The following is a 6,930-nucleotide window of genomic DNA, read 5'->3' as shown; positions in this document are numbered from 1 at the left end:
TCCTCGTCCTCGGCGGCCGACCCTGCCCCCGGCCGCCCGACGGCGCCCAGACCCCCGGCGACCGCGGTCACGGCGACCAGCGCCCGGGACAGCCGCGTCACGGTGGCGACCGGGTGCTGCCGGCCGATCGTGCGCGGGCTGACCCGGACCAGCAGGAACGCCACGAGGCCGCAGACCGCGAGTGCCACCAGCAGCACGGCCCACCACACCAGCCCGGTCGAGCCGACGGTGATCGTGATGCAGACGGTCGCGGTCATCTCGGCCAGCAGCCGCACGAACGCCGCGGCCGAGGCCACCCGCGTGGGGTGCTCGGTCAGGGCGCGCACGCGRCCGGCCGCGGGGTGCCSCTCGGCCAGCAGCTCGGCCACCGACGCGCGCGAGATCCGCACCACCGCCACCTCGCCGGCGGACAGCGCTGCGGCCGTGGCGATGCCGAGGACGGCGACGACGATGAGCAGCGCGGCGGGGATGTCGGTCATCGCGACGCCAGGAACGTCAGCAGCAGCCGACGCTGGAGCGCGAACATCTCCTTCTCCTCCTCCGGCTCCGCGTGGTCGTAGCCGAGCAGGTGCAGGATCCCGTGCGTGGTCAGGAGCAGCAGCTCCTCCGCCGTCGAGTGACCGGCGGTCCGGGCCTGCTGGGCTGCGACCTCGGGGCAGAGCACGACGTCACCGAGCAGACCGGCCGGCGTCGGGTCGCCCTCGCGGCCCGGTCGCAGCTCGTCCATGGGGAACGACAGCACGTCGGTGGGGCCGGGCTCGTCCATCCACTTCACGTGCAGGTCGGTCATGACGTCGGTGCCCACCAGCAGGATCGACACGTCCGTCTGCGGGTGCACGTGCATCTCGTCCAGCACGTAGCGCGCGAGCGCGGCGAACTCCGCCTCGTCGACGTCGTAGCCCGACTCGTTGTTGACCTCGACGCTCATGGCCGCCTCAGCTCCTGTCCCAGCGCGCGTACGCGTCGATGATCTCGCTGACCAGGCGGTGCCGGACCACGTCCGACGACGTCAGGCGGCAGAACGCGACGTCGTCGACACCCGCCAGGATCTGCTCGACCACGCGCAGGCCCGAGGTCTGCGACGACGGCAGGTCCACCTGCGTGACGYCCCCGGTCACGACGACCTTGGAGCCGAAGCCGAGGCGGGTCAGGAACATCTTCATCTGCTCGACGGAGGTGTTCTGCGCCTCGTCGAGGATGATGAACGCGTCGTTGAGGGTGCGGCCGCGCATGTAGGCCAGCGGCGCCACCTCGATGGTCCCGGCCTCCATCAGCCGCGGGATCGACTCGGCGTCCACCATGTCGTGCAGCGCGTCGTAGAGGGGCCGCAGGTACGGGTCGATCTTGTCCGACAGGCTGCCGGGCAGGAACCCGAGCCGCTCGCCCGCCTCGACCGCGGGACGCGTCAGCACGATGCGGTGCACCTGGCGGTCCTGCAGCGCCTGCACCGCCTTGGCCATCGCCAGGTACGTCTTGCCGGTGCCGGCCGGACCGATGCCGAACGTCACCGTGTGCCGGTCGATCGCGTCGACGTAGTCCTTCTGGCCGGCCGTCTTGGCGCGGATGGTGCGGCCGCGGCCGGTGAGGATGTTGAACGAGAGGACGTCGGCGGGGCGGGCGGTCGACGCCGCCGTGAGCATCGCGACGGACCGGGTGACGACGTCGGGGGTCAGCGGGGTGCCGCCTGCCGCCATCTCGACCAGCTCGTCGACCAGCCGGGACACCAGGGCCACGTCGCCGACCGGGCCGGCGAGCCGCACCTCGTTGCCGCGCACGTGGATGTCGACGGTGGTGAACCCCGACTCGATGGTCCGCAGCACCTCGTCGCGCAGGCCGAGCAGCTCGACCATCGAGACCTCGGACGGGACGCTGATCCTGTGCTCGACGCGCGCGGGTGCGCCGGTGGGACGCGCTGCGGATGTGGACTCGGCCATGTGCTCGGCGTGCGCCGTGCGCTCCTTAGGTCAGGTGCGGGTGTTCCGGTACGCGGTCAGTCTACGAGTCCGCGCCCACAGCAATCTCAGCCCCAGCGCCCGAGCCGCTCGGCGAGCAGCGCGAGCGCGACCGGCCCGGCCGTCGACGTCCGCAGCACGTGGGGTCCCAGCCGGACGGCGCGTGCGCCCGCGTCGACCAGGCGCCCGAGCTCGACGTCGCCGATCCCGCCCTCGGGCCCGACCAGGACGAGGCACTCGCCGGCGTCGGGCAGCGCCGTGGCGGCGATGGCGTCGGTCGCGTCCTCGTGCAGCACCAGGGCGACCCCACCGGCGCCGACGACGGCGCGGACGCGCTCGACCAGGCCCTTCGCGTCCAGTGCGACCTCGACGTCGGGCACGCGAGCGCGTCGCGACTGCTTGGCGGCCGCCCGGACCGTGCCCACCCAGCGGGCGCGGCTCTTCGCGGCCCGGTCACCGCGCCACACGACGATCGAGCGGTCCGCCTGCCACGGCACCACCGCGTCGACTCCCACCTCGGTGGCCGCCTCGATCGCCATCTCGTCGCGGTCGCCCTTGGCGAGGGCCTGCACCAGCACCAGGGCGACGGCCGGTGCGGGCTCGACGACGCGCTGCTGCACCTGCACCAGCACGCCGTCGCCGGTCACCGTGCCTACCAGGCCGACGAGCCGCACGCCCGCGCCGTCGACGACGTCCACGCGCTCCCCCGGCCCGCGGCGCTGCACGACGCCCGCATGGCGCCCCTCGGTGCCGGCGAGCAGGTAGGTGCCGCCGTCGACGACCGCGTCGAGCGAGCCGGGCTCGGCCAGGAAGACGGGCGCGCTCATGACGCGGCCGGCGCCGTCATGCTCAGCGGCCCGAGAGCTTGTCGCGGAGCTTCGCGAACACGCCGGTGTTCGACGCCGCGAGCCGGGCCTCCGGACGCTCCTCGCCGCGCAGGGTGGCCAGCCGCCGCAGCAGCTCGGCCTGCTCGTCGTCCATCGCCGTCGGCACGTGCACCTCGACGTGGACGTGCAGGTCACCGCGGCCGGAGGCGTGGAGGTGACCGACGCCGAGGCCCTTGATCGTGACGACCTGCGCCGGCTGCGTGCCGGGGCGCAGATCGACCTCGCGCGCACCGTCCAGGGTGTCCAGCGTGAGGACGGTGCCGAGCGCCGCCGCCGTCATGGGCACCTCGAGGGTCGCGTGCAGGTCGTCGCCGCGCCGCACGAACGTGTCGTGCTTGCGCTCGCGGACCTCCAGGTACACGTCGCCCGCGGGGCCACCGGCCGGACCGACCTCGCCCTGGCCCGTGAGCTTGATCCGGGTGCCGGTGTCGACGCCCGCCGGGACGTCGACGCTCAGCGTGCGGCGCGAGCGGACGCGGCCCTCGCCCGAGCACTCGGTGCACGGCTCGGGGATGACGGTGCCGAACCCGTGGCACGCGGCGCACGGCTGGGTCGTCATGACCTGGCCGAGGAACGAGCGGGCGACCCGCTGGACCGAGCCCCGACCGCCGCAGACCTCGCAGGTGCGGGGCGACGTGCCGGGCCGGCAGCACGAGCCGCTGCACGTCGGGCAGACGACGGCCGTGTCGACCGGCACGTCCTTGTGGACCCCGAACGTGACGTCGGCGAGGTCCAGGTCGAGGCGGACGAGCGCGTCCTGCCCGCGGCGGGCGCGCGGGATCGGTCCCCGCTGCGCCGCGGCGCCGGTCGCGGCGCCGAAGAACGTCTCGAAGATGTCCTGGAAGCCGAAGCCGCCGCCCATCCCGCCGCCGGGCGACGACGGGTCGCCGCCCAGGTCGTAGGCGCGCCGCTTCTCGGGGTTGCCCAGCACGTCGTACGCGCGCGAGACGTCCTTGAACCGGTCCTCGGAGCCCGCGTCCGTGCCCGCGACGTCCGGGTGGTGCTCGCGCGCGAGCTTGCGGTAGGCCTTCTTGATCTGCTCGGGGCTGGCGTCCCGCGGGACGCCGAGGACCTCGTAGTAGTCGGTCACGGGAGGGGGTGCTCACTTCCAGCTGTCGTTGACAGGGTCACGGTGGAGGTCTCGTGGCGGGTCATTGGGCGAGGATGCGCGTCAGGTAGCGGGCGACCGCGCGGACCGCGGACATGGTGCCGGGGTAGTCCATCCGGAGCGGGCCGATCGAGCCCACGCGGGCCACCGACCCCCCGCCCTCGTCGCCGTAGCCGGTGGTCACGAAGCTCGTCTCGAACAGCCCGTCGTGCTGGTTCTCGCGACCGATGCGCACCGACACGGTCGCCGAGTCCTCGGCCATCTCCGAGAGCAGCCGCAGCAGCACGACCTGTTCCTCGAGCGCCTCGAGCACGGGGCCGATCGACCGGACGTCGGTGCCCCCGACGCGCGCGAGGTTCGCGGTGCCGGCGAGCACGACGCGCTCCTCGCTCTCCTGCGCGAGCGTCTCCTCGACGACCCCGACGACCGCGCCGACGAGCCCCTGGTCGCCGGGCGCGAACCCGTCGCTCAGCTCGCCCAGCGCCACCGGCAGCTCGGAGAGGCGCCGGCCGGCCGCGCTGACGTTGAGGCGCGAGCGCAGCCGTGCGACGACCGCCTCGTCGAGGTCCGAGCCCAGCTCGAGCGTCCGCTGCTCGACACGCCCGGTGTCCGTGATGAGGACGACCAGCAGGTGGCGGGCGCCCACGGGCACCAGCTCCACGTGCCGCAGCGCGGAGCGCCGCAGCGACGGGTACTGCACGACGGCGACCTGGTGCGTCAGCTGCGCGATGAGGCGCACGGCGCGGTCCACCACGTCGTCGAGGTCCTGCGCGCTCTCGAGGAAGGCGCCGATGGCGCGGCGCTCGGGGCTCGACAGGGGCTTGACGGTGGAGAGCCGGTCGACGAAGAGCCGGTAGCCCTTGTCGGTCGGCACGCGACCGGCCGAGGTGTGCGGCTGGGCGATGTACCCGCCCTCCTCGAGCGCGGCCATGTCGTTGCGGATGGTCGCGGGCGACACGCCGAGCGAGTGCCGCTCGACCAGCGCGCGGGAGCCCACGGGCTCCTTGGTGGCGACGTAGTCCTCGACGATCGCCCGCAGCACGTCCAGCCGTCGGTCCTCGCTCATGTCGCCTCCTCCGTCTGGTCGTCCGCGTACGCGCACCGGGTAGCACTCCCCGCACGGGAGTGCCAATGCTACGCCGCGGACGCGACACCCACGGGGCGGCTGCGGCCCGTCGCGGAGATGCGCCTCTACGCTGCCCGGGTGAACGACGACCGCTACGGCTCGGACGTGCTCGGGGGCTCCGGCTCGACGCACCACCGGCCCACCCGCACCAGCCGCCCGCAGGCCGCCGAGACCGGCCTCGTCGTCGAGGAGGTCACCACCGGGTGGGTCGGCGCCGTCGTGCGGGTCGAGAAGTCGGGCGGCCAGCACGTGGTCGTCCTCGAGGACCGCCGTGGCCGGACGCGCACGTTCCCGCTCGGACGGGGCTTCTGGCTCGACGGCGAGCCCGTGGCCCTGACCGCCCCCGTGCGCGCCCCGGCACCCGCGAAGCCCACCCGGACCGCCTCGGGCTCGGTCGCCGTCCACGACGCCCGCGCCCGCGTCGCCCGCGGCAGCCGGATCTGGGTCGAGGGCAAGCACGACGCCGAGCTGGTCGAGAAGGTCTGGGGCGACGACCTGCGGCTCGAGGGCGTCGTCGTCGAGCTGCTCGACGGCGTCGACAACCTGGCCGAGGCCCTGCGCGACTTCGGCCCGGAGCCCGGGCGCCGCGTGGGCGTGCTCGTCGACCACCTCGTCGCCGGGTCCAAGGAGAGCCGGATCGCCGCAGACGCCGTGCGCGGCCACCCCGCCGGCTCGGTCCTCGTGCTGGGCCACCCGTACGTCGACGTGTGGCAGGCCGTCCGCCCCGAGCGCCTCGGGCTCGCCGCCTGGCCCACCATCGAGCGCGGCACCGAGTGGAAGCACGGCATCCTGCGCGAGCTGGGCTGGCCGGCCGACGAGCAGGCCGACGTCGCCCGCGCGTGGCAGCGCATCCTGCGCTCGGTGCGCAGCTACGCCGACCTCGAGCCCAGCCTCCTGGGCCGCGTGGAGGAGCTCATCGACTTCGTCACGACGTGACGAGCCCCGGCCCGCCGGAGGGCGGACCGGGGCACCKAGCGTCGTGCGTCAGAGCGTGGGCGGCGCGATGGGGTCGCCCAGCAGCCGACGGAACAGGAAGGCCGTGGCGATGAGCACCACGGGGATGGCGACGAAGAGGCCGAGGCCGCACAGCAGGGCGCCGGCGAAGATGATGACGAGGCTGAGCAGGTAGAACAGGATCGTCGTCGACAGGTTCGCCGTGATGAGCTGCACGCTCGAGCGCAGCGCGTCGATGGGGTTGATGTGCTTGTCGATCACGAACCAGAGCGTGAAGAACACCAGGAAGTTCACCGCGATCGAGATCAGCCAGCCGATGACGGGGATCCAGGAGACGAACCCGACCACCAGGTTGATGCCGGCGAGCAGCAGGGCGGTCAGCAGGATCGGGCCGACGTCGGTGAACGTGAAGAAGGTGCCGAGCTTGACCTCGCGACCGTCGGTGATGCCGAGCGCCGCGCGGATGAACGCCGCCTCGATCAGGTACCCCACCAGGGCGAGCGCCGCGTAGAGGATCACGGTGACGAACGAGAACCCGACGCCCATGAGGCCGCCGCCGTTGCGGTTCGGGTCGGTGAGGCTCGCCCCCCCGATGAGGATCCCCCAGAGGATCGCCGCCACGGCGGCACCGACGATGAGCCAGATCAGCGTCGCCAGGATGAAGAGCCCGCCCGACCGCGTGAAGCCCTTCCACCCGTAGGAGTAGGCCTCGCCGATGGGTGATGCCGGCACGGGAGCGCCGTAGCCGCCGGCGGGCGGCGGGTACGCACCGGGAGCTGCCGAGGCGTAGCCGGCCGGGGGCGGGTAGCTGCCGGGCGCGGGCTGGCCGTACTGCGGCTGCCCGTAGTCCGGGGCCGGCGGAGGGGGCGGAGGCGGCGGGTATCCCGCACCGGGCGCCGCCGG

Annotated in this window: 8 protein-coding genes; 1 reads left to right on the top strand and 7 read right to left on the bottom strand. The window is 73.8% G+C overall.

What is annotated here, in order from left to right:
- The 6 genes from ACXJKG_RS17970 to hrcA all read right to left on the bottom strand — a co-directional run.
- The coding region (locus ACXJKG_RS17970) for a CNNM domain-containing protein (RefSeq protein ID WP_456847108.1) at nt 1-479 on the bottom strand (479 nt) is incomplete at its 3' end.
- Nucleotides 476-928, bottom strand: a complete 453-nt coding sequence (gene ybeY / locus ACXJKG_RS17965; RefSeq protein WP_370505340.1) for an rRNA maturation RNase YbeY — start codon at nt 926-928, stop codon at nt 476-478. The genes ACXJKG_RS17970 and ybeY, both read right to left, overlap by 4 nt.
- Nucleotides 929-935: 7 nt before the next feature.
- Nucleotides 936-1,934, bottom strand: coding sequence for a PhoH family protein (locus ACXJKG_RS17960; protein ID WP_456847107.1), 999 nt, complete (start codon nt 1,932-1,934; stop codon nt 936-938).
- A gap of 86 nt (nt 1,935-2,020) precedes the next feature.
- Nucleotides 2,021-2,779: a 16S rRNA (uracil(1498)-N(3))-methyltransferase gene (locus ACXJKG_RS17955; RefSeq protein ID WP_456847106.1), complete on the bottom strand. Its 759-nt coding sequence runs from the start codon at nt 2,777-2,779 to the stop codon at nt 2,021-2,023.
- A gap of 22 nt (nt 2,780-2,801) precedes the next feature.
- The gene (gene dnaJ / locus ACXJKG_RS17950) at nt 2,802-3,929 is read right to left on the bottom strand and encodes a molecular chaperone DnaJ (RefSeq protein WP_456847105.1); all 1,128 of its coding nucleotides are present in this window, start codon (nt 3,927-3,929) and stop codon (nt 2,802-2,804) included.
- 61 nt (nt 3,930-3,990) lie between these two features.
- A complete protein-coding gene (gene hrcA / locus ACXJKG_RS17945) occupies nt 3,991-5,013 on the bottom strand; it encodes a heat-inducible transcriptional repressor HrcA (RefSeq protein ID WP_456847104.1) in 1,023 nt (340 codons plus the stop codon).
- Between the two features lie 138 nt (nt 5,014-5,151).
- Between hrcA and ACXJKG_RS17940 the strand changes: the two genes are divergently transcribed.
- The gene (locus ACXJKG_RS17940) at nt 5,152-6,009 is read left to right on the top strand and encodes a DUF3097 domain-containing protein (protein ID WP_456847103.1); all 858 of its coding nucleotides are present in this window, start codon (nt 5,152-5,154) and stop codon (nt 6,007-6,009) included.
- Nucleotides 6,010-6,057: 48 nt separating this feature from the next.
- Here the strand turns inward: ACXJKG_RS17940 and ACXJKG_RS17935 are convergent.
- Nucleotides 6,058-6,930, bottom strand: an 873-nt coding sequence (locus tag ACXJKG_RS17935) for a hypothetical protein (RefSeq protein WP_456847102.1), incomplete at its 5' end; no start/stop codon positions are given.

This window comes from Cellulomonas sp. P5_C6 (genome assembly GCF_054049635.1).
This window is presented reverse-complemented; position numbering and strand designations above follow the sequence as displayed.